The sequence below is a fragment of the Brachybacterium massiliense genome (genome assembly GCF_900184245.1).
Classification (GTDB): domain Bacteria; phylum Actinomycetota; class Actinomycetes; order Actinomycetales; family Dermabacteraceae; genus Brachybacterium; species Brachybacterium massiliense.
This window is the reverse complement of record NZ_FXXB01000008.1, coordinates 1,503,217-1,523,603: the sequence shown is the minus strand read 5'-3', so window position 1 is coordinate 1,523,603 and position 20,387 is coordinate 1,503,217. Positions and strand designations below refer to the sequence as shown.

The window sequence follows — 20,387 nt, the reverse complement described above, 5'->3', positions numbered from 1 at the left end:
GAGCAGCCGCTCACCCCCTTCGGCGGCGTGCAGAACATCACCGGCGGCACTTTCCCCACCGATGTGTGGGGCGACATCATGGCGTCCTCGCTCGAGGGCCAGGAGATGATGTACTTCCCCGAGCAGGTGCGCCTGGACAACGAGACCCCGGCAGTGCCCCGCCCTCTCTCGACGAGCCGACGGATCCCGCCGGTCCGCTGCTCCCGAAGCCCGATCAGCAGGGTGTCCAGCCCCGCACCGCGACCGGCGAGGAGCCGAGCACCGAGCGCGCCAGCAATGCCCAGCAGGGCGCCTTCTTCACCACCTCCCAGGGTGCTCGCCTGCGCGACACCGACCACTCCCTCAAGGCCGGTCGGCGCGGCCCCGTGCTGCTGCAGGACCATCACCTGCGCGAGTAGATCACCCATTTCGACCACGAGCGGATCCCGGAGCGCGTGGTGCATGCCCGCGGCGCCGCGGCGCACGGCGTCTTCGAGGGCTACGGCACCGCCGAGAGTGTGTGCCGGGCCGGGTTCCTCGCCAAGGGGAAGCGCACCGAGGTCTTCACCCGCTTCTCGACCGTCGTCGGCTCCCGCGGCTCGATGGACACCGCGCGCGACACCCGCGGCTTCGCCACGAAGCTCTACACCGACGAGGGCACCTTCGACCTGGTCGCCAACAACATCCCGGTGTTCTTCATCCAGGACGGCATCAAGTTCCCCGACGTCGTCCATGCCGCCAAGCCCCACCCCGACCGGGAGATCCCGCAGGCCCAGAGCGCGCACGACACCTTCTGGGACTTCGTCTCCCTGCACACCGAGGCGCAGCACCACACCCTGTGGTTCATGGGCGATCGCGGCACCCCGCGCTCCTACCGGATGATGGAGGGCTTCGGGGTCCACACCTTCCGGCTCTCGAATGCCGACGGGGAGACCTCGCTGGTGAAGTTCCACTGGAAGCCGACGCTCGGCGTGCACTCGCTGACCTGGGAAGAGGCGCAGCTGCTGGGCGGCAACGATCCCGACTTCCATCGCCGCGACCTCGCCGAGGCGATCGAGTCCGGCGCCCACCCCACCTGGGAGCTGGGGATCCAGGTCTTCCCCGACAACGAGGAGCAGTCCTTCGAGGGCATCGATCTGCTGGACCCCACCAAGTTCGTCCCCGAGGAGCTCGCCCCCGTCCAGCCCGTCGGCCGGCTCACCCTGGACCGCAACCCGAGCAACTACTTCGCCGAGACCGAGCAGGTTGCCTTCAACCCCGGCCACCTGGTCCCCGGGATCGACGTCACCGACGATCCGCTGCTGCAGGTGCGGCTGTTCTCCTATGTGGACACCCAGCTGACCCGGCTGGGCGGGCCGAACTTCGCCCAGCTGCCGGTCAACCGCGCCCACGCGCCCGTGAACGACATGCTCCGCGATGGCTACGGACAGCAGGGCGATCACGCCGGGGTCGCGCCCTACCACCCCAACTCCCTGGACGGCGGCTGCCCCTTCATGGCCGGGGAGGCGGACGCCGCCTTCGAGGATCTGCCGGTGCGCGTGCCCGAGGGGGTGAAGGAGCGCGAGCTCTCGGCCACCTTCGAGGATCACTACAGCCAGCCGCGACTCTTCTGGCGGAGCATGACGCCGGTGGAGCAGGACCACATCGTCGACGCCTACTCCTTCGAGCTCGGCAAGTGCTACGAGAACACGATCAAGGAGCGTCAGCTGCAGTGCCTCGCGAACATCGACGGCGAGCTGTGCGCGCGGGTCGCGGCGGCGCTCGGCATGCCCGCCCCCGAGCCGACGGTCGCGGTCGAGGACGGAGAGCTCGCCTCCAGCGCGCCGCTGTCCCAGCTGGGCGGCAGCTGGCCGGCCGACGGGCGGACTGTCGGGATCGTGGTCGACCCCGACGCCGACAACGAGGGCCTGCTCGCCCTGCATGAGGCGATCGTCGACGCCTCGATGACTCCGCTGGTCATCGCCCCGCGCGGAGGCGAGGTCGCCGGTGTGCCGGTGGGTCGCACCTTCGGCACCGCGGCTTCGGTGGAGCCGCGGGTCGGCAAGCTGATCGACGAGTGCTGGCGGCACTCGAAGGCGATCGGCGCCTGGGGCCCGGGCCGGGAGGCGCTCGAGGCGCGCACCGCTCCCGGCGGGGCGGGACTGGTCGTCGGCGACGACGCGCAGAGCGTGCTCGGGGAGATCACCCCGCTGCTGCAGGCCCACCGGGTCTGGGAGCGGTTCCCCGCCGCGCTCTGAGCGCCGCCGCGATGCTCGGCGCTCCCCGTCGGCCCGCGCATCGCGCATGGCACCATCGAGGCATGCGATGCGAGCAGTGCAGGAACAAGATTCGCGGCAGGGCCTACACCTCGATCACCGGCAGGAAGCTCTGCGACCGCTGCGGGACGCGCCTGCAGGGGCGCACCGCTGGCGCGGTCGCGGGCGGTGGGATCGCCGGTGCCCGCAGCACCGGCGGCTGGTTCGCGCGGGTGAAGAAGGCGATGCGCGGCTGAGCCCGCCCCCGTCGGCCCGGCCTGTGATGCCGGGCGCACCCGTCCCCATGCCCTGGCCGATGTCCGGGCGCGCGGGTAGGCTGGGTCGGTCCGTGACGTGCATCGCCGATGCCCGTGCGGATGGCATGAACCCTCCTGCCACGGAGAGACCGTGGCCGCAGAGACCACAGGAGGTGGGTACCAGACATGCGCAAGTACGAAATGGTCGTCATCCTCGACCCGTCCGTCGATGAGCGGACCGTCACCGGAACCTTCGAGAAGCTCGTCCAGGTCATCCCGACCGAGGGCGGCACCATCGACAACGTCGACGTCTGGGGCAAGCGCAAGTTCGCCTACGAGATCGACAAGAAGACCGAGGGCATCTACATCGTCCTCCACTTCACCGCGAAGTCCTCGACCGCGCAGGAGCTGGACCGTCAGCTCGGGCTCAACGAGTCGGTCATGCGCACCAAGGTCATGCGTCTCGACGCCAACTGACCAGCTGCCGCTGACCCCCGCACCACCCCACCCCATCCCGGAGCAGAGGAGCCCCCATGGCGAATGACACCGTCATCACGGTGATCGGCAACCTGACCGCCGACCCCGAGCTGCGTTTCACGCAGTCCGGCATCGCGGTCGCGTCGTTCACCATCGCGTCGACCCCCCGCACCTTCGACCGTCAGTCGAACGAGTGGAAGGACGGCGAGGCGCTGTTCCTTCGCTGCTCCATCTGGCGCGACGCCGCGGAGAACGTGGCCGAGTCGCTCGAGAAGGGCACCCGCGTGGTCGCTCAGGGGCGCCTCAAGCAGCGCTCCTTCACCGACCGTGAGGGCCAGAACCGCACCAGCATCGAGCTGGACGTCGACGAGATCGGCCCCTCGCTCCGTTACGCCACCGCCAAGCCCAACAAGGTGCAGCGCGGCGGCGGAGGCGGCCGAGGCGGCTTCGGCGGCGGCGCCCCCCAGGGCGGCGGCCAGGGCGGCTACGGCAACCAGGGCGGCCAGGGTGGCCAGGGCGGTTACGGCAACGCGCCGCAGGGCGCACCGGCCGCTGACCCGTGGGCCGGCGGCGGCAACCAGGGCGGGTACGACGACCCGCCCTTCTGATCGCTCCGGCGATCGACGTTCCCTTTAGATCCATTCCATCCCGGGTGCATGCCCGGGCTCCCCTCAGAAAGAAGGAGCACCACGATGGCCAAGCCCTCTCTTCGTCCCCCGAAGAAGAAGCAGAACCCGCTGAAGGCCGCGGGAGTCGAGACCGTCGACTACAAGGACGCCGCGCTGCTGCGCAAGTTCGTCTCCGACCGCGGCAAGATCCGCGCTCGTCGGGTCACCGGCGTCTCCGTCCAGGAGCAGCGCAAGATCGCGAAGGCCGTGAAGAACGCCCGCGAGATCGCTCTCCTGCCCTACTCGACCTCCGGTCGCTGAGCGAGGAAGGCGAACACATGACCACCAAGCTCATCCTCACCAACGAGGTCACGGGCCTCGGCACCGCCGGTGACGTCGTCGACGTCAAGGACGGCTACGCCCGTAACTTCCTCCTGCCCCGCGGTCTCGCGACCCCGTGGACCAAGGGCGGTCAGCGTCAGCTCGACCAGATCCGTGCGGCCCGCGGCAAGCGCGCGATCGCCAGCCTCGAGGAGGCGCAGTCGCTCAAGGCGACCCTCGAGTCCAAGCCCGTCGTCATCTCCGAACGCGCCGGCCAGAACGGCCGTCTGTTCGGTGCGGTCTCCTCCAAGGAGGTCGCCGAGGGCGTCAAGGCGATCTTCGACAAGGACATCGATCGTCGTTCCGTCGAGTTCGTGACCCCGATCCGCTCGCTCGGCGAGCACAAGGCGACCGTCCGTCTGCACGAGGACATCTTCGCGAACCTGCTGGTGCAGGTCGTCGCGGCGAAGGGTGCTGCTGCACAGGCCTGATCAGCCCTCCGGCTCTCCGGCCGGCCAGAAGCGTCCCGCACCAACCATGGTGCGGGACGCTTCTCTGTGATGAAGTACGCTCTGCAGGAGATCTGACCGGCCCGAGACGCCGCACCGCACGAGCAGCAGGGGTACGCATGCGCACGACCCGACGACCGTCCATGGCACTGGCGATCGGAGCAGCCGCGCTCGCCCTCGCACTGCCCAGCTGCAGCGGCGATGCAGCCGACGACGGCACGACGACACCGGCAGCGACCAGCACAGAGGCGGCGTCGGTGGATGTCGAGCCCACCACCGCGGAGGAGGGTCGCTCGGAGGGCTACGCCCCGGTGGGCCAATTCCCGGTGCTGAGCCTCGCCCCGATGGGCACGGACGACTCCCCCTCGAGCGAGGTCGCTCCGGACCGGCTCGCCGAGATCTCTGCCGGCGTCGCGGGAACCGAGCCGACGGACGTCACCTGCGAGGGCACCCTCATGGGCGGCAGCAGGATCCCGGTGGGCTGCGCCGTCGCCTCCACGCAGGACGTGGTCACGGCATACCCGGTGCTCAGCGGCCCCGCCGGCACGGAGGACCACTCCCTGGTGGTCGCTGGGGAGCTCGCCTCGGTCCAGGCCGAGATGGTGATGGACGAGGAGGTCAGCGTCCACTATGGCCCGACCGCGCTGTTCTTCGACGATCCGGCGCTGCTCGAGCAGGAGGGGTTGGTCGGACGCGTCCAGGCCGAGCTCGAGAGCCTGGGCCTGAGCGACACGCTCGAGACCTGCGAAGGCATCGTCGGCGAGAGCACCGGCCATACCGGCGTGCGCTGCACCGGGACCCAGGACGACAGCCCGGCACCTTTCGAGGCGCAGTTCTACCCCACGCTCTCCGCGAGCGGAGAGCCCGTCACCTTCGCCCTGATCCATCGACCGTTGCAGTAGGAGCGGGGTTCAGCCCTCGATCTCGGCGAGCACCTCGAGCGCCTGGCGCAGCGGCGCGGGGTGACCGCTGAAGGGGAGTCGCAGGGCATGGGGCCAGCCTGTGCCCCGTGGCGAGAACAGCGATCCGGGGTTCAGCGCCACGCCGCAGTGACCATTGCGGTGCGGACGTCGGCCCCGCGAGCGCCGGTCGCGGGATAGGTTGCGGACATGTTCGGACGTGCAGCACGGCAGCAGAAGCAGCTCGAGACCCTCCAGGCGCATATCCGTCGCCTCGAGAATCTCGCGGGGGAGCTCGCCGCGCGAGCCGGAGTGAGCGACGCGGAGCTGCTCAGCCTTCGCGACCAGGTGGGCCCGCAGATCCCCGAGGAGTCCCGCCGACTGGTCGCCGAGGGCAAGGTGATCCAGGCGATCAAGGTGTACCGCGAGCACACCGGCGCGGGCCTCAAGGAGGCCAAGGACGCCATCGACCAGTACCGGGGTGCGTGAGCTCTCCGCGATGATGTGACTCGGCTCGGTCCTGAGTGGAGGCGCGATCCGCGGGCGCTACGCTCGAGCGGTGACTTCTCGACCCCGTGACACCGCCGCTCCCCACCACGGCGGCCCCCTCGCCCGCTCCCTCGGCCATGGCCAGATGGCCATGATCGCCATGGGCTCCGCGCTCGGCACCGGCCTGTTCCTCGGCTCGGGCGAGGCGATCGGCATCGCCGGCCCTGCGGTGATCATCTCCTTCGCGCTCGGTTCCCTGATCGCGGCGACCATCGCGCTCGCGATGGGCGAGATGGCTTCCCGCCACCCCGTCCGCGGCGGCTTCGGCACCCTCGCGGCGCACTACCTCTCCCCGTTCTGGGGCTACCTCTCACGGTGGCTGTACTGGTTCGTCACCGTATGCGTGACCGGCGCCGAGCTCGTGGCCTGCGCGGCCTACCTCGCCTACTGGGTGCCCGCGATCCCGATCTGGGCGGGGATCCTGCTCTTCGCCGCCGTGATCATCGCGATCAACCTCGCCAGCGTCGGCTCCTTCGGCATCGTCGAGTTCTTCCTGTCCTCGATCAAGGTCATCGCCGTCTTCGTGTTCATCCTGATCGGCGCGGTGCTGGTGTTCGTCGGCCTGCCGGATGCCCCCGCCCCTGGACTCTCCCAGCTCACGGCCGACGGGGGCTTCGCCCCGATGGGCTGGGCGCCGGTGTGGGTCGCGCTGTCGGTGGTGATGTTCTCCTTCGGCGGGATCGAGCTGCTGTCGATCACCGCCGCCGAGGCGAAGGACCCCGCCCGCTCGATCCGCACAGCCGCCCGCACCACCATCGTGCGCCTGGCTTTCTTCTACGTGTTCTGCATCGGCTTCGTCCTCTGCCTGGTGCCGTGGCGCACCGCCGCCGGTTCCGGGGACGACGTCGCCACCTCCCCGTTCGTGATGGTCTTCGACCAGCTCGGCATCCCCGGCGCCGCCCACATCACCAACCTGCTGGTGCTCATCGCCGCGCTCTCCGCCGCGAACGCGAACCTGTACGCGGGCAGCCGCATGATCCACTCCCTCGCCTCCGACGGGCTCGCCCCGCGCTTCGCCGCGTTCATCACCGCGCGCCGGGTGCCCGTGGTCGGCATCGCGCTGAGCTCCCTGGGGCTGCTCGGCGCCGCTCTGCTGGCCTTCAGCGGCGTGGGCGGGGTGTTCGGCTACATGATGAGCCTCGTGGTGTTCTCGGTGCTCCTGGTGTGGGCGCTGATCCTGTGCACCTACATCGTGTTTCGGCGCCGCCGCATCACCGGCGCGACATTCCGCATGCCCGGCGGCATCGCCAGCGCCGTGGTGGGCCTGGTGGGCCTGGCCGCCGTGTTCGCGACCATCGGCGTGCGGCCGAGCATGCAGGTCGCGGCCATGGTGGGAGTGCCCGCGGTGCTGCTCGCGTCGCTGCTGTACGTGCTGATCGCGCGCCACCGGATCTCCACCGCGGACATCGAGGACGCCTTCCGCGAGGCCGATTCGATGCGCTGAGAGCAGGATGCAAGATCCCTGGACGTGTCCTTCGTTACTGTGGGGTGTCTCGGCTTGGGCCGAAGGGTTCTGCGGGGGTAACCTAAGGGAACCTTCGGCCTTGGTGACTGGTTTCCCGGTGCCGAAGATATGCGCGAGTGGCGGAATTGGTAGACGCGCACGGTTCAGGTCCGTGTGCTCGTGAGAGCGTGGGGGTTCAAGTCCCCCCTCGCGCACCGCAGGGATAGCCCCGGTTCACCCAGGTGAACCGGGGTTTTTCGCGTCCTGGGCCGTCCTGGTGGGTGGGCCGATGATCCGAGATGGTCGAGGTTCGGGTGCTGCCCGGAAGCGGCTCCGGCTCGAGGGGAGCCCGATCGAGGGGAGCCTGCTCGAGCGGAACGAGCCGCGCTGCCGGCGGCCGCCCGCGAGGGCCGCCCCGACGGGAGGCGTGCTCGCCGACGGCCGCCGAGACGGCCCAGAGGGCTCAGAGGAACTCGAGCGGGTCGAACTCGTCGATGTCGATGATCCGCACGCGCGGCAGACGGCTCGTGAACGCGTGGACGTCGTACTCGAGGTCGTGGAACTCGATCCCGGGGATGTCCTGCAGATCCGCCGCCATGAACTCACGGAAGCCGACGAGGGCCGTGCGGCGCCCGGGCGTGGCCGCGAGGTCCTCCATCTGGGGGACGAAGTCCTTGTCATGGCTGACGAGCATGACGTCGGCCTCGCGGGACTGCAGCGCCTCGGCGGTGCGCTGGATCGCGATGTCCACGATCTTGCCCTCGCCGCGCAGCGGGATGGCCTTGTAGCCCATCGCGATCAGGGCCTGCACGAAGCCGGAGGGCAGGCTGTCCTCGACGGCGAGGAAGAACAGGCCCTTCACCGGCTGGCGCCACGAGGACTCCGCGTGGTGGAGGAGCTTGTTCCAGCGAGGGCGCTCGTCGGGCTGGGGGCGTCGGCCGAGGACCGAGACCCCGAGCGTGGCGTCGATGTTCTCGCCGTCCACCAGGAGGTACGTGGTGCGTTCCGTCATGGCTCGACCTTACGCCGTCCGAGCGGCCACGAAGACCGACGCGACGGGGCGGAGGGGGTGCGATGGTGACTGTTCCTCCCCATCGGCAGAGGTGAAGGGAATTCTGGACGGATTCATCGACGCCTCGGGAAGGGAATGTCGAACGACTCCATATAATGCATGACGACTTTGTGGTGGAGGCCTCGGTGGGTAATCCGATATCCGTTCTTCGCGCTGATCTCCGCTGACCGCCTGCGCCACCGCCAGCCCGCCACGCGCCTGGAGGGGGTTCGCGTGCGCACTCATCCTTTGATCCCCGCCGTGCACCGCCGTTCACGCCGCCAGACAGCATCTTCGCTGCGAATCGGGGCCTCGATGTGGAGGGCGGATCGGGCCGACGAGTCGACGAGTCCTCCGCAGCCCACGGTCATCCACAGGACGGGTCCTCCCCACTGCGAGTCATCCACGCAACCTTTCCTCCACACTGGTGGGTTATCCACAGATTCGTCCCCATTTGGTGGTGACTCTTGAGTAAGCGGGTTCTGGCAAATAGCGTGGAGTCATATTCGTCAGTCGTGCATCACTGTGGTGCCGGGTGCAGGAAGGGGGTGGTGTTGGTGGGTGGTTTCGAGGAGTTCGAGGACGGGCGGCAGGGCGAGGCGGCAGAGGGCCCGGCCGGGCACCACGCCCCGACGTCCTCGCCGACTCCTGAGGGGGTCGAGGGGCTGCCAAGGTGGTCGGTGCGTGCGCGGCGTGTTCTGGATGAGGACGTGATCCTCGAGGAGGTCACCCCAGGCAGCCTCGAGGCGGCCCGGGTGTTGGCGCTGCATCGCACGATGCGGACGCGGGCGAGTCTGCACGCCCATCAGCTGCGGCAGCTGGCGACGTTCTTCCGTGAGGACCCCGAGGTGCGGGGCGCACTCGATGATGCGGACCTGACGGCGTTGAAGATCGCCGCAGGGATGCGGTGCAGCTATGTGCAGGCCTGGGCGAAGGTCCGCGACGCCCATATGGCGGTGTCGTGGATGCCGGTGACGTTCACGTATCTGCGTCGGGGGGATCTGCCCGAGGCGTGGCATCACTACCTGATCCGTCACGTCCGTCGCCTCAGCGAGGAGCAGGCCCGCCAGGTCGATGCCCACATGGGCGGGGTGGAGATCCCCTCGGTCTCGCAGGACACGTTCGAGAAGCAGGTACGCCTCGCGGTGAAGCTCGCAACCGCCGCTGACATCCCGGCCCCCGCGACGTCCGCGCGGGATGTGGAGATCGTGGCGATCGATACCGATGCGGGCACGGCGTCGTTGATGGTGACGGGCCCGATCCTGGAGATCAAAGCACTCGCGCACCGCCTCGATGTCGCGGCCCGCACGGTCCAGAAAGCCCAGCGCCACGCACTCGAAGCAGGGGCTGTGGGGCCGTTGCCGTTCGACATCGATGAAGACCTGGTCGAGCGGGGCCGGACCCTGTCGCTGCGGAGAATGCGGTATGCGATCTTGACTCACTCGGTCCTGGATATCGATCCGGTCCAGGAAACCAGCTCACCGTTCAAACTGCTGGTGACCGTGCCTGCCACAACCCTGCTCGGGGTCGATGAGGGCCCGGCAATGCTGGAGGGCATGACCCCGGTCCCGGCCGAGCAGGCCCGCGCCCTTGCCGCGGGAAGCCAGACCTGGTGGCGGATCCTCACCGACCCGGTCACCGGCGCGTACCTGCCGGTGACGTCGAAGACCTACCAGCCCGGAGCGCAGATGCGGCTCCAGCTGCGACTGCGCCACAGCCACTGCGCCGTCCCAGGATGTGCTCGCTCGACCGCCACGACGGCCGAGGATGACCACATCATCGAATACAACCATGAACACCCCGGGCAGGGCGGGCAGACGAGTCTGTGGAACCTCCACCGATTGTGCTGGCAGCACCACCAGATGAAGACCGCCGGACTGCTCGACCCCGAACGCGACCCGCACGATGACCCCACCACCGGCGATGGCACCACCACCGCTGGGCCGCTGGAGACGAGGTGGATGATCGACCGCGAGATCCGAGCGAGGGCGCGGGAGGATACGGACCTGCTCACCCCGCACACCGCCGCCGTGATGGAACGGACCTGGCGAGCACACCAACGCGCCCACGAGGACGCCATGCGCCTGCACGCCCAGGAGAGGCCCCGGCCCCGCGATGAACGCGTCGCCGAGCAGCGTGCCGCTGCCCGCGCCGCTCACCACAGGCGCCGGATCATCCCACCCGGCCCCACCACCGACGAGACCGAACCACCCTTCTGAACCAGGGTCAGACGGGCTGCACCTTCCCGGTCACGCCGTGCGGATCGATGACGTACTTGGTCGCCACACCGGAGTCGAACTTCTGATAGCCGGCCGGGGCGTCATCCAGGGAGATGGCGACGGCATTCACGGCGTCGGCGATCTGCACCTTGTCGTGCAGGATCGCCTCCATCAGCTGCCGGTGGTACTTCATCACGGGGCACTGTCCCGTGGTCATCGACAGCGCCTTCGCCCAGCCCAGGCCGAGCCGCAGGGAGAGCGAGCCCTCCTGCGCGGCCTCGTCCACGCCACCCGGGTCACCGGTCACGTACAGGCCCGGGATGCCCAGCGCGCCACCGGCACGCGTGACGTCCATCAGCGTGTTCAGCACCGTCGCCGGCGCCTCGCCTGCGTCCTTGCCGTGGCCGCGGGCCTAGAAGCCCACGGCGTCCACGCCGGCGTCGACCTCCTCGCGACCCAGGATCCGCGCGATGCCCTCCCGCGGATCCTCCTTCGACACGTCGATTGTCTCGCAGCCGAACTTCGCGGCGTTCTCGAGCCGCTCCGCGTTCATGTCCGCCATGATCACCACCGAGGCGCCCAGCAGCTGCGCACCCACCGCCGCGGCCGTGCCCACCGAGCCCGCACCCGCGATGTACACCGAGGAGCCCGGCCCCACACCCGCGGTCACCGCGCCGTGGAAGCCGGTGGGGAAGATGTCTGAGAGCATCGTCAGGTCCAGGATCTTCTCCATGGCCTGGTCCTTGTCGGGGAACTTCAGCAGGTTCCAGTCCGCATAGGGCACCAGCACGTACTCGGCCTGGCCGCCCACCCAGCCGCCCATGTCCACGTAGCCGTAGGCGCTGCCGGGGCGATCCGGGTTCACGTTCAGGCAGATCTCGGTGCGACGGGTCTTGCACATCTCGCAGCGGCCGCAGGAGATGTTGAAGGGCACCGAGACCAGATCGCCCTTCTGGATGAACTCCACACCCGGTCCGGTCTCGATCACCTCTCCGGTGATCTCGTGGCCGAGCACCAGATCCACCGGTGCGGTGGTGCGGCCGCGCACCATGTGCTGGTCAGAGCCGCAGATGTTCGTGGTGACCACCTTGAGGATCGCCGCGTGCGGGAGCTTGCGGCCCACATTGTCCGGATTCACCCCCGGGCCGTCCTTCAACTCATACGTCGGATAGTCGATGTCGATGACCTCGACCTTGCCGGGACCCTTGTAGGCGATCGCGCGATTGCTGGACATCGGTGAGCCTCCTCGCTCCGGGCGGCCCCGATGCGCCGCCGCATCCGTCGTCGAGCCGCACACCACCAGACCGTGCGTCGCGCGTCACGTTGTCAAAGGATGCGCCGGCGGCGCCACCCGAGCGGCCCGGGCCGCCCGTCCCGCCTCCCTCACGCCGATGTCAGGAAGCCCTGCACCCGATCGGCACGCGAGCTTCGCTCCTGGTCAGGCGGTCTTCGTCAGGCGCAGCACCCACTCCTCGGGGCCGCTGACCAGGTACCTGACATCGATGGCACCCGCGTAGCGCTCCTCCGCCTGGGCGAGGAGCGGCTTCGGATCGTGCGGCGCCACCAGATCCATCGCGAAGCCGGGACGGATCGCGTCCAGCGCCCCGAACACGGCGGCGTGCCGGATCGCATGCGGGATCTGGGAGGCGTTCAGGCGCGGCACATCGGCCTCATGCTCGTCGCAGCCGCACTGGTGGCCGCCCTGCGAGGGCTGGCCCGGGAAGGGAAGGTCCTGTGTCATCGCACCATTGCACCCCGGCATGGCGCGGCGCGGGCAGGACCAAGGCCCCGTCCCGCGCCCCGCCGTCGCCCGGCGGCGCCCGCCGCCCGTCCGCGCCCGCCGTCGCGGCTCGTCGGCCGATCCTCAGACCAGCGAGACCTCGCGCCCGCTTGCCGCGGACTCGTAGATCGCCTCGAGGATCCGCACGATCTCGACCCCGTGCCACGCCGGGGCGACGGACTCCGCCTTGCCCAGCGAGGCGTCCACGAAGTTCTGGATCTCGTTCGCGAAGCCGGTGCCGAACTCGAAGGTGCCCGAGCCGATCTGCGGCTCGATGTTCACCACGGAGTCGTGCATCTCGGTGGCGATGCGCAGGGACGGCTCGAGCTCCGCGCCGCCCTTCTCGCCGTACACCGACACGTCGATCGAATCCTTCGTGGCGTGCAGGGAGTAGGAGCAGTCCAGCAGCAGCGAGGCACCGTTCTCGAAGCGGATCACGGCGTTGGCGAGGTCCTCGACGCTGTTGCGGTCCGGGTCGTAGTCCGCGGCCTTGTAGCGCGGCATGGTGGTGATGTTCCCGCGGCTGCCGAGCTTGTCGTAGGTGTTGCCGCTGACCGAGACCACCTTCGGGCTGCCCATGAGGTACCAGCACAGGTCCAGCACGTGGATGCCGATGTCCAGCAGCGGGCCGCCGCCGGAGATCTCCTTGTCCGCGAACCAGCCGCCGGGGTTGCCGGCCCGGCGCAGGCAGCTGGCCTTGGCGTAGTAGATCTCGCCCAGCTCGTCGGCGTCGATGAACGACTTCAGCACCTGGCAGTTGGGGGAGTGGCGGCGCACGAAGCCCACCTGCACCACGGTGTCGTGCTGCTCGACGATCCTCTGGAGCTGCTCCGCCTCGGCGAGGGTGCGGGCGATGGGCTTCTCCACCAGCACGTGCTTGCCCGCCTCGATCGCGGCGATCGCCCAGGCGGCGTGGGAGTTGTTCCAGGTGCAGATCGACACGCCGTCGATCTCGGGATCGGCGAGCAGCTCGTGCGGGTCCGCGTAGGCGCGCGGCGCCCCGTACTGGTCGGCCACCGCGCGGGCCCGCTCGAGGTTCATGTCGGCGACCGCGATCAGCTCGACGTCGGGATTGTTCTGATAGGCGGTGAGATGGGACTGGGCGATGCTTCCGGCGCCGATGACGCCGACTCGGAACGTCGACATAGGGGTTCTCCTCGAAGTGTGTGGGGGTCGGTCGGGTCAGGCGAACAGGCTCTTGGCGTAGGCGATGCCGCGCTCGCAGCCGAGCAGGCAGTCCTCCCAGCCCTCGAACTCGATCGCCGCGTAGCCGCTGAAGTCGGAGTCGGCGATGGCACGGGCCACGGCGCGCAGGTCGATGTCGCCGTTGCCCACCACCGCGCCGCGCAGATGCTTGCCGCCGCGGCTGCGGAACCAGCCCGCTCCGGGGGCGGCGTCGGCCGGTCGGATGTAGAAGTCCTTGAAGTGCACGACCATCGCGTACGGCAGGTTCTGCGCGACGGAGACCTCGGGTGCCTCATCCACGCACACGAAGTTGCCGACGTCCAGGGTGGTGCGGAAGTTCGGCTCGTCCACCGCGTGGATGATCCGGCGCACCCGGTCCGCGGACTGCACGAAGAAGCCGTGGTTCTCGAGGCTGGTGGTGATTCCCTTGGAGGCCGCGTACTGCGCGATCTCCTTGCTCGCGGCCACGATCGCGGGCAGCACCTGCTCGAACAGCGGGGTGTCGTCGCCCTCGTGTCCGGCGTGCGCGACCACGTCGTGGCGCATCCGTGTGATCCCCAGCCGCTCGGCGAGGTCGACGTACTGCTTCACCCGCTCGATCTGCCCGCGGTCGCCGGTGGAGAGGTCCGCGCCGATCGCGAGGTTCGTCAGCGGCACACCGGCCGCCGCGGCGTGCTCGCGGATCCGGTCCACGTAGGCGGGGTCGGAGGCGATGTTCGGGATCGGGGAGTCCGCGTCGTCGGAGAGCACGGCGAGCTCGAGGTGCTCGCCCTCGGATGCCGCGACCCAGTCGATGACCTGCGGGAGCGTCATCTCGCCGGAGGAGAGCTTGGAGTGGAAGCTGTAGGAGCTGAAGCCGAAGAGGATGTCGGCGGTCATGGTGGTCCTTCGTGATCGGGGTTACGGGCTCCAGGGGGCGTGGACGTCGGGGACGCCCACCAGCTGGTCGGAGCCGTGCGCGAAGGCCAGGCCGAGCGCGCCGACGAGAGCGCCGTCGGTGGTCAGGCGGGCGCCGACCACCGTCGGGGCGTGGCCGGTCATGAGCAGGTCGCCGAGAGCGCGGCCGAGCGGCTGCAGCAGGGTCTGGCCGGCGCGGGAGAGACCGCCGCCGACGACGACGCGCTCGGGATCGAGCGTGAGCAGCACGGTCGCCAGGCGCGGGGCGATCTGTGCGCAGAACTCCTCGATCTCCTCCAGCGCGGCGACATCGCCCTGCGCGGCGCGCTCGAGCAGTGGCCTGGCCTCCTCGCCGGTGGACCACTGCAGGCGGCCGCGGGTGGAGCTGTCCGTCCAGCGCATACCGCGCTGGCTGCCGAGCTCGCCGGCCAGCCGGTGCGCGCCCTGCAGGATCGTGCCGCCCAGGATCGAGGCCACGGAGATGCGGTGGCCGAGCTGCACGAACAGGATGCTCTCGGCGCCATCGCCCAGGTGGTGCTCGGCGAGGGCGGCGAGCTTGATGTCGTTCTCCACGGCCACCGGGCAGCCGAGCCGCTCGCCGAGCTCGCCGGCGAGGTCGAGGCCGACGAGGCCGGGTGCGGCGAGGCTCTGGGAGATGCGGCCGTCGGCGTCGAGGATGCCGGGTGCGGCGATCCCGAGCGCTGCCGGACGGTGGCCGGTCTCGCGCACGGCGCGCTCGAGCACGTCGAGCAGGGGTGCGTCCTCGCTGGGCACGGAGGAGTTCGCGAGGGTCCGCCCGGAAGCGTCGGTGACCCGGCAGCGCACGGTGCGGGCGCCGATATCCAGCGCCGCCACCGAGGCGACGCCGGGCGCGAAGGCGAAGCGCCGGGCAGGGCGCCCGGCCGTGCCGGAGGCCGCGGCGGGGGCGGCGGCGACGGCTCCGGAGCCCAGCAGATCGCTCAGCACGGCGTCGACGGTGGGGCGGGAGAGGCCGGTCGCCGCGGCGAGCTCGCCGACGGTCACGGCGGAACCCGCCTCGCGCAGCACAAGGAGGCAGTCGCGGGCGTTGACCTGGCGCACCGCAGATGCTGTGGTCATCGGCCCGCCTCGCTCGTCGTCCTCGACCCGGGCGATTACGTAACCGGGTTGCACAATGTGCACGGTCAGTCTGTCGGGTCACGGCCGGGCCGTCAACCGCACGCGCGGCGTCGCGGTGGGAGGATCGAGGGATGCAGACGCCTCTCGAGCAGACCTACGCCGCCGCGGTGCCCGAGCTGTCCGTGCCCTGGACGGCGGATCAGCCGCCCCGCCCCGAGATCGTCTGGCTGAACGAGCCGCTCGCCCGCGAGCTCGGGTACGAGCCCGAGCAGCTCCGCGGCCCCGAGGGGATCGCGCTGCTGACCGGCCAGATCGCGGGCACCGTCGCCCAGGCCTACGCCGGCCACCAGTTCGGCACCGCGAACCCGCAGCTGGGCGATGGCCGGGCCGTGCTGCTGGGCGAGCGGCTCGCTCCCGACGGGTCGCGACACGATCTGCACCTCAAGGGTGGCGGCCGCACCCCCTTCGCCCGCGGCGGGGACGGCAAGGCGCCGCTCGGCCCGATGCTGCGCGAGGCCGTGATCGGCGAATGGCTGCACGCGCTGGGGACCCCCACCACCCGCGCGCTCGCGGTGCTCACCACCGGCGAGCAGATCGCTCCGCGCCGCGGTGTCACCCCGGAGCCGGGCGCGCTGCTGGTGCGGGCGGCGGCCAGCCATCTGCGCGTGGGGACCTTCGAGTATGCGGCCTGGCATCTGGACCCAGAGGTGCGCGAGCGCCTGGTCGAGCACACGATCGCCCGCCATCATCCCGGGGCCGACGGGCCGCTGGGCCTGCTCGAGGCGGTCGCCCGGAGCCAGGCGGAGCTGATCGCGCAGTGGATGCTCAGCGGCTTCGTGCACGGCGTGATGAACACGGACAACATGACGCTGTCCGGTCAGGGCATCGACTACGGGCCCTGCGCGGTGCTGGACGAGCACCGCCGCGGCGCGGTGTTCAGCTCGATCGACCGCGGCGCCCGCTACGCCTACGGCAACCAGCCCGGCATCGCCCTGTGGAACCTCTCCCGCTTCGCGGAGACCCTCGTGCCCCTGATCGATCCGGAGGACCCGAACGGCGCGGTCGAGCAGGCCACCGCCGTGCTCGAGCAGTTCGAGGGCTGGTACCTCGCCGCGCACTCGCGAGGGCTCGCGCGCAAGCTCGGACTGCCGGAGACGCTCGCGGCCGACGAGGTGGAGGCGCTCGGCGAGGAGCTGTTCGCCCTGCTCGAGGCGCAGCACGTGGATCACACCGGGTTCTTCCGCGCCCTCGAGGAGGGGGAGGCGGAGCGGCTTTTCGAGGAGCCGGCGCCGTTCGAGGAGTGGCAGCGGCGGCTGCGCGCGCTGGGCGGCGGGCAGGTGGCGGAGGGGGTGAACCCGCTCTATATGCCGCGGAATGTGACTCTCGAGCGGGCGCTGCAGGCCGCGCATCTGGGGGACATGGGCCCGGCGAGAGAGCTGCTCGAGGCCGTTTCCGCCCCGTTCCTGCGCCGTGCGGAGTGGGAGCACCTCGAGGGCCCGGGCGACGGCGGCGAGGACTTCATGACCTTCTGCGGAACCTGAGCGGCGTCCGATCGGTCGGGGTCGCCCGGGGCGCCGGTGATACGGTCGCCGCACGGACGCCCCGACGTGAGGAGGAGCCATGAACAGCGCCCTCGAAGGACGCAAGATCCTGCTTCTGAGCAGCAACTTCGGCACCGAGACCGACGAGATCCGCACACCGATCGCGACCCTGCGGGAGGCCGGTGCCACCGTCACCGTCGTCGCCCCCGAGGCCGGCGTCGTGAAGACCCTCGAACGGGACCGCGAGCCCGGCCCCGAGGTTCCCGTGGACGCCACCTACGACTCCGTGAAGGCCGCGGACTTCGATGCCCTGGTGTTGCCCGGCGGCACCCTGAACGCCGACGCGCTGCGCGCCGACGAGACCGCGCAGTTCCTCGTCCGCTCCTTCGCTGCCGACGGCAAGCCCGTCGCCGCGATCTGCCACGCCCCCTGGCTGCTGGTGGAGACGGGCCTGGCCGACGGCCGCGAGCTCACCTCGGTGCCCACCATCCGCACCGATCTGGTCAACGCCGGCGGGAGTTGGAGCGACGAGGCGGTGGTGGTCGACGACAGCGCCGGCTTCCGCCTGATCACCTCCCGCACCCCCGATGACCTGGACGCCTTCGACAAGGCGATCATCGATGCCCTGAGCTGAGCGACACCCGGACACCAGGAGGAACCATGACCGAGCCGCAGAATCCCGCCGAGGACCCCGAGCTCGACGAGCTCGCCGCCGACCCCGAGGAGCAGCCCGCGGAGGTCAGCATCGACGATGCCCTCGAGACCGACCGCGTGGTTGCCGAGGGACCGGACTCCCGCAACGCCGACGGCTACGGCTTCGACGCGGACCGTGACCGCGGCGGCGACGACGTCACCGCCGCGGAGCAGGGTAACCGCGATCAGGACCGCATGGAGGCCGAGACCGGCGAGCAGGAGCTGCCCGAGTACTGAGCCTCAGCCGGCCAGGGCCGCGAGGATCCGCTCGTCCACCTCGTGGCGGGCCCGCAGGTGCTGCTCCACGTCGTAGGAGAACGAGGAGTAGGTCAGCGTGCCGCCCTCGTCCACCAGCGCCGTGGCGCTCGGATGATCGGTGAGCTCCGCGAGCCAGGTCAGCGCCCGATGGTCGGCCATCGCCTGCGCGAACACGCGGTGGCGCAGCGAGAGCCAGGGAGTGCCGTCGGGACCGGGGTAGACGGCGAAGGAGTCGCCGCCGAAGAAGGGCCCGCCCGCGCAGGTGTCCTCGAAGGGGTCGATCGGCCGCAGCGAGAACTGCGACCACCAGAAGTTGTAGCCCCAGTGCAGGAAGCCGGGGGCATCGTGCACGAACAGCTGGCGCCCGAGCACCCGGTTGCGCAGCGAGGGCTGGGCGATGAAGCGGTTGGCGACGTCCCGGTTCTGGCTCACGCAGTAGTACACCCAGGGGTGCCTGCCCGCCTCGAGGAAGGGGCCGACGTGGTTCGTCGCCACGATCGGCGTGTCCACCACGCCCTGCTCGGCGAACTCGAGCGAGCTGAGCGCGTCGACCACCTGCGCACCCTCGAGCAGATCCTCGACCTGCGCCTTGGCTGCGCGGTAGGCCTCGATCTGGTTCTCGTGGGGCTCATCGGAGATGTGCCAGAGCACGGCCCCGTCCCAGACGCGGTCGAGGTGCTCGCGCAGGGCCGGGATCAGCGTCTCGAGCAGGCGACGGTACTCGGGATCGGTCGCCGCGACGTGCCAGCCGAAGCGGTGCTCGAGCCCGTCGGCCGTCTCCACCTGGATCGCGGGAGTGAACCTGGCGCCCCACTGGGTGAACAGGTGCGCGATCTCGATACCCTCGAAGCCCAGCTCGCGGCAGATCCCTAGCCAGCGGTCCAGCTGCGAGAAGTCCAGGCGGTACTGCCCGCCCTCCTCGCGGATCCCGACCAGCTGCACGACGGGGCGCGTGTGCCCCTCGGCGGTGTCCAGCGGAGGGGTCCAGGTGGGGGTGAGCACGGAGTTCACGTCCATCGCGCGTGCGGAGGCGAGGAAGGACCTGATCAGCTCCCAGTGCTGCTCGGAGAGCATCTCGACGTCGTAGTAGGTCGAGAGGCTGTCGGCGTGGAACCAGTGGGTGTTGGTGATCGCCAGCGGCGGCAGGCGGTGAGGGTGCAGCCGCAGTCGGGCGGTGTGCTCGGCCAGCTGCCGCCCGGCCTCGTCGCGGAGGGTGAGGGTGAGCGGGTGCTCGCCGGCATCGGCCTCGTCCTGGCCGATCACGTCGATCCACACCGACTCCCACCGGCCCGGCTCGAGGCGGAGGGCTGCGCCGTCCAGCGGCTCGAGCAGGTCCGGGTACTCGCCCGGTGCGGTGACCAGGTAGTGCTCATCCGCGTCCTTGGGCGCCGGATGGGAGACGGGGACGCGGCGCACCGCATGGGCCGTGGCGCGGTGGGCGAGGGGGCCCCCGAGATGCAGGTGCACGGGGCCCGGCTCCTCGCCCGGCTCGAGGCGGAGGGCGACCTGCACCGACAGCACCTCCCCGAGGAATCCGGAGGCGTGAGCGCCGCCGATCAGGGCGGCCGGTCGCGGCGCCGACGGGCCGAGCACCTTCTCCAGGGAATCGGTCAGGACGGACTGCACGGGTACTCCTCATCGAGCGCGGGGTGTGGGCCGCGCACCATCCTGGCACGGAAGCGGCTCAGGCGCTCCCCTCCTCCGGCACCCATTCGAGCAGGTCGCCGGGCTGGCACTCGAGCACCTCGCACATCGCCTCGAGAGTGCTGAAGCGCACCGCCTTCGCGCGACCGTTCTTGAGCACCGCGACGTTCGCGGGGGAGATGCCCACCCGCTCCGCGAACTCGCCCACCGAGAGCTTCCGCCGGGCCAGCTCCACATCGATCCGCACCACGATCGGCATCAGATCACCGCCGCCATCTCCTGGCGCAGCGTGGTGGCCTGCACCAGCAGGGACCGCATCACGCCCATCAGCAGGGCCATGCCCGCCCCGGCGATCGCGCCCAGGATCAGCAGCAGCGACCAGGCGGGCGGGCCGCCGACGGTGAAGGACTGGTAGACCAGCGTGGCCAGGCACACCAGGCATGCCGCGACGAAGGCGCCGATGATCCCGTCCACCCAGCGCAGCGAGCCGGGGGAGAACACCTCGCCCCGACGGGTCACGCCGAGCAGGCGCAGCGTGCACACCATCGCGACCTGCGTGCACGCCAGGCCCGCGACTGACAGGCCCAGGATCGGCCAGCGCATGTGCGCCTCGGCGGGCAGCGCCTCTGCCAGCACCCCGGACAGCCAGGGCAGAACCGCGAGCTGGAGGACGGCGGTGACGAGCAGGGCGAGGCACAGCAGGACTCGCAGGACATCGACGCTCAGACGGGAGAACATGCATCG

At 70.3% G+C, this 20,387-nt stretch carries 21 protein-coding genes, 1 tRNA gene and 2 pseudogenes; 14 read left to right on the top strand and 10 right to left on the bottom strand.

Translation table 11 applies throughout. The features are described 5' to 3' along the window. The first annotated feature begins 65 nt into the window (after window positions 1–65). The 7 genes and pseudogenes from BN4251_RS16865 to BN4251_RS16835 all read left to right on the top strand — a co-directional run bounded on the left by BN4251_RS16865 (window position 66) and on the right by BN4251_RS16835 (window position 5,287). Window positions 66–2,216 (top strand): annotated as a pseudogene (locus BN4251_RS16865) (catalase). Between the two features lie 62 nt (window positions 2,217–2,278). Then, the gene (locus BN4251_RS16860; protein WP_087486154.1) at window positions 2,279–2,470 is read left to right on the top strand and encodes a hypothetical protein; all 192 of its coding nucleotides are present in this window, start codon (window positions 2,279–2,281) and stop codon (window positions 2,468–2,470) included. Window positions 2,471–2,656: 186 nt separating this feature from the next. Then, the gene (gene rpsF, locus BN4251_RS16855; RefSeq protein ID WP_087486153.1) at window positions 2,657–2,947 is read left to right on the top strand and encodes a 30S ribosomal protein S6; all 291 of its coding nucleotides are present in this window, start codon (window positions 2,657–2,659) and stop codon (window positions 2,945–2,947) included. 56 nt (window positions 2,948–3,003) lie between these two features. Further along, entirely contained in the window at window positions 3,004–3,555 is a 552-nt protein-coding gene (locus tag BN4251_RS16850; RefSeq protein WP_087486152.1) for a single-stranded DNA-binding protein, read from the top strand. An 84-nt stretch (window positions 3,556–3,639) separates the two neighbouring features. After that, window positions 3,640–3,876: a 30S ribosomal protein S18 gene (gene rpsR, locus BN4251_RS16845; RefSeq protein WP_087486151.1), complete on the top strand. Its 237-nt coding sequence runs from the start codon at window positions 3,640–3,642 to the stop codon at window positions 3,874–3,876. Window positions 3,877–3,893: 17 nt separating this feature from the next. After that, complete coding sequence (gene rplI, locus BN4251_RS16840) at window positions 3,894–4,367, top strand: 50S ribosomal protein L9 (protein ID WP_087486150.1); 474 nt, start codon at window positions 3,894–3,896, stop codon at window positions 4,365–4,367. Window positions 4,368–4,528: 161 nt separating this feature from the next. Next, on the top strand, window positions 4,529–5,287 hold the full coding sequence (locus BN4251_RS16835; RefSeq protein WP_087486149.1) for a hypothetical protein: 759 nt from the start codon (window positions 4,529–4,531) through the stop codon (window positions 5,285–5,287). Between the two features lie 9 nt (window positions 5,288–5,296). Here the strand turns inward: BN4251_RS16835 and BN4251_RS18925 are convergent, their stop codons facing one another. Then, complete coding sequence (locus BN4251_RS18925; protein ID WP_281255321.1) at window positions 5,297–5,428, bottom strand: hypothetical protein; 132 nt, start codon at window positions 5,426–5,428, stop codon at window positions 5,297–5,299. Window positions 5,429–5,494: 66 nt separating this feature from the next. Here BN4251_RS18925 and BN4251_RS16830 point away from each other — a divergent pair, with 66 nt between their 5' ends. The 3 genes from BN4251_RS16830 (at window position 5,495) to BN4251_RS16820 (ending at window position 7,492) form a co-directional block, all read left to right on the top strand. Continuing rightward, entirely contained in the window at window positions 5,495–5,773 is a 279-nt protein-coding gene (locus BN4251_RS16830; RefSeq protein ID WP_087486148.1) for a hypothetical protein, read from the top strand. A 70-nt stretch (window positions 5,774–5,843) separates the two neighbouring features. Further along, window positions 5,844–7,277: an amino acid permease gene (locus BN4251_RS16825; protein WP_245810400.1), complete on the top strand. Its 1,434-nt coding sequence runs from the start codon at window positions 5,844–5,846 to the stop codon at window positions 7,275–7,277. Between the two features lie 131 nt (window positions 7,278–7,408). Continuing rightward, window positions 7,409–7,492: transfer RNA gene (locus BN4251_RS16820), tRNA-Leu, on the top strand. A 248-nt stretch (window positions 7,493–7,740) separates the two neighbouring features. Here BN4251_RS16820 and BN4251_RS16815 read toward each other — a convergent pair. Continuing rightward, window positions 7,741–8,289, bottom strand: coding sequence for an NYN domain-containing protein (locus BN4251_RS16815; RefSeq protein ID WP_087486147.1), 549 nt, complete (start codon window positions 8,287–8,289; stop codon window positions 7,741–7,743). Between the two features lie 587 nt (window positions 8,290–8,876). On the opposite strand from BN4251_RS16815, the gene BN4251_RS16810 reads away from it, so the two are divergent. Next, window positions 8,877–10,547 (top strand): HNH endonuclease signature motif containing protein, encoded by a 1,671-nt coding sequence (locus BN4251_RS16810; RefSeq protein WP_087486146.1) that lies wholly within the window; start codon window positions 8,877–8,879, stop codon window positions 10,545–10,547. 7 nt (window positions 10,548–10,554) lie between these two features. On the opposite strand, the pseudogene fdhA reads toward BN4251_RS16810, so the two are convergent. The 5 genes and pseudogenes from fdhA to BN4251_RS16785 all read right to left on the bottom strand — a co-directional run bounded on the left by fdhA (window position 10,555) and on the right by BN4251_RS16785 (window position 15,507). Further along, window positions 10,555–11,781 (bottom strand): annotated as a pseudogene (fdhA, locus tag BN4251_RS16805) (formaldehyde dehydrogenase, glutathione-independent). A 204-nt stretch (window positions 11,782–11,985) separates the two neighbouring features. Continuing rightward, window positions 11,986–12,288, bottom strand: a complete 303-nt coding sequence (locus BN4251_RS16800) for a DUF2249 domain-containing protein (protein ID WP_087486145.1) — start codon at window positions 12,286–12,288, stop codon at window positions 11,986–11,988. A gap of 123 nt (window positions 12,289–12,411) precedes the next feature. After that, window positions 12,412–13,473 carry a Gfo/Idh/MocA family protein gene (locus BN4251_RS16795; RefSeq protein WP_087486144.1) on the bottom strand — a complete coding sequence of 354 codons (1,062 nt, stop codon included), beginning with the start codon at window positions 13,471–13,473 and terminating at the stop codon, window positions 12,412–12,414. A 36-nt stretch (window positions 13,474–13,509) separates the two neighbouring features. Beyond that, window positions 13,510–14,391, bottom strand: a complete 882-nt coding sequence (locus tag BN4251_RS16790; RefSeq protein ID WP_087486143.1) for a sugar phosphate isomerase/epimerase family protein — start codon at window positions 14,389–14,391, stop codon at window positions 13,510–13,512. A 21-nt stretch (window positions 14,392–14,412) separates the two neighbouring features. Then, on the bottom strand, window positions 14,413–15,507 hold the full coding sequence (locus BN4251_RS16785; protein WP_087486142.1) for an ROK family protein: 1,095 nt from the start codon (window positions 15,505–15,507) through the stop codon (window positions 14,413–14,415). A gap of 131 nt (window positions 15,508–15,638) precedes the next feature. Between BN4251_RS16785 and BN4251_RS16780 the strand changes: the two genes are divergently transcribed. The 3 genes from BN4251_RS16780 (at window position 15,639) to BN4251_RS16770 (ending at window position 17,978) form a co-directional block, all read left to right on the top strand. After that, window positions 15,639–17,048: a protein adenylyltransferase SelO gene (locus BN4251_RS16780; protein ID WP_087486141.1), complete on the top strand. Its 1,410-nt coding sequence runs from the start codon at window positions 15,639–15,641 to the stop codon at window positions 17,046–17,048. A 79-nt stretch (window positions 17,049–17,127) separates the two neighbouring features. Beyond that, entirely contained in the window at window positions 17,128–17,682 is a 555-nt protein-coding gene (locus BN4251_RS16775; protein ID WP_087486140.1) for a type 1 glutamine amidotransferase domain-containing protein, read from the top strand. Between the two features lie 26 nt (window positions 17,683–17,708). Continuing rightward, on the top strand, window positions 17,709–17,978 hold the full coding sequence (locus tag BN4251_RS16770) for a hypothetical protein (protein ID WP_170932012.1): 270 nt from the start codon (window positions 17,709–17,711) through the stop codon (window positions 17,976–17,978). Between the two features lie 3 nt (window positions 17,979–17,981). Here BN4251_RS16770 and BN4251_RS16765 read toward each other — a convergent pair whose 3' ends face one another. From BN4251_RS16765 to BN4251_RS16755, 3 genes are read right to left on the bottom strand one after another with little or no spacing between them, the layout of a single operon-like run. Next, the gene (locus BN4251_RS16765; protein WP_087486139.1) at window positions 17,982–19,625 is read right to left on the bottom strand and encodes a DUF4091 domain-containing protein; all 1,644 of its coding nucleotides are present in this window, start codon (window positions 19,623–19,625) and stop codon (window positions 17,982–17,984) included. Window positions 19,626–19,683: 58 nt separating this feature from the next. After that, window positions 19,684–19,902 carry a helix-turn-helix domain-containing protein gene (locus BN4251_RS16760; RefSeq protein WP_087486138.1) on the bottom strand — a complete coding sequence of 73 codons (219 nt, stop codon included), beginning with the start codon at window positions 19,900–19,902 and terminating at the stop codon, window positions 19,684–19,686. Beyond that, on the bottom strand, window positions 19,902–20,381 hold the full coding sequence (locus BN4251_RS16755) for a DUF2975 domain-containing protein (protein ID WP_087486137.1): 480 nt from the start codon (window positions 20,379–20,381) through the stop codon (window positions 19,902–19,904). Before BN4251_RS16755 ends, BN4251_RS16760 begins: the two co-directional genes overlap by 1 nt. Between the last annotated feature and the right edge of the window lie 6 nt (window positions 20,382–20,387).